This window comes from Ciceribacter ferrooxidans, assembly GCF_004137355.1.
GTDB classification, from domain to species: domain Bacteria; phylum Pseudomonadota; class Alphaproteobacteria; order Rhizobiales; family Rhizobiaceae; genus Allorhizobium; species Allorhizobium ferrooxidans.
In genome coordinates this window covers 1-254 of sequence record NZ_SDVB01000031.1, presented here as the reverse complement: position 1 = coordinate 254, position 254 = coordinate 1, and the positions used below count along the sequence as shown (strand labels likewise).

Here is a 254-nt window from a genome sequence, read left to right as displayed (position 1 = left end):
CGATTTCGAGCAGGAGAACTTCCTCGAGAATTTCGCGCAAGGCAACATGCGCTACCGCATCGCGGCCGACGAATTCGACGACGACGTCGAGATGTACCGCGAGGAAAGCCGCTCCATCACCGAGCAGCGCCTCGCATTCACGCCCGCGCAGGCGGTCGCGCTGCGCGATTTCCTGTTCTGGAACGCGCGGCCCGAGAACGCGTTCTATCGCTACGATTATTACCTCGCGAACTGCTCCACGCGCGTGCGCGATG

General features: G+C 62.2%; 1 protein-coding gene. It reads left to right on the top strand.

The window, feature by feature from the left end; translation table 11 throughout:
• On the top strand, window positions 1-254 hold a 254-nt coding region (locus tag EUU22_RS00300; protein WP_129330145.1), incomplete at both ends, for a lipoprotein N-acyltransferase Lnb domain-containing protein.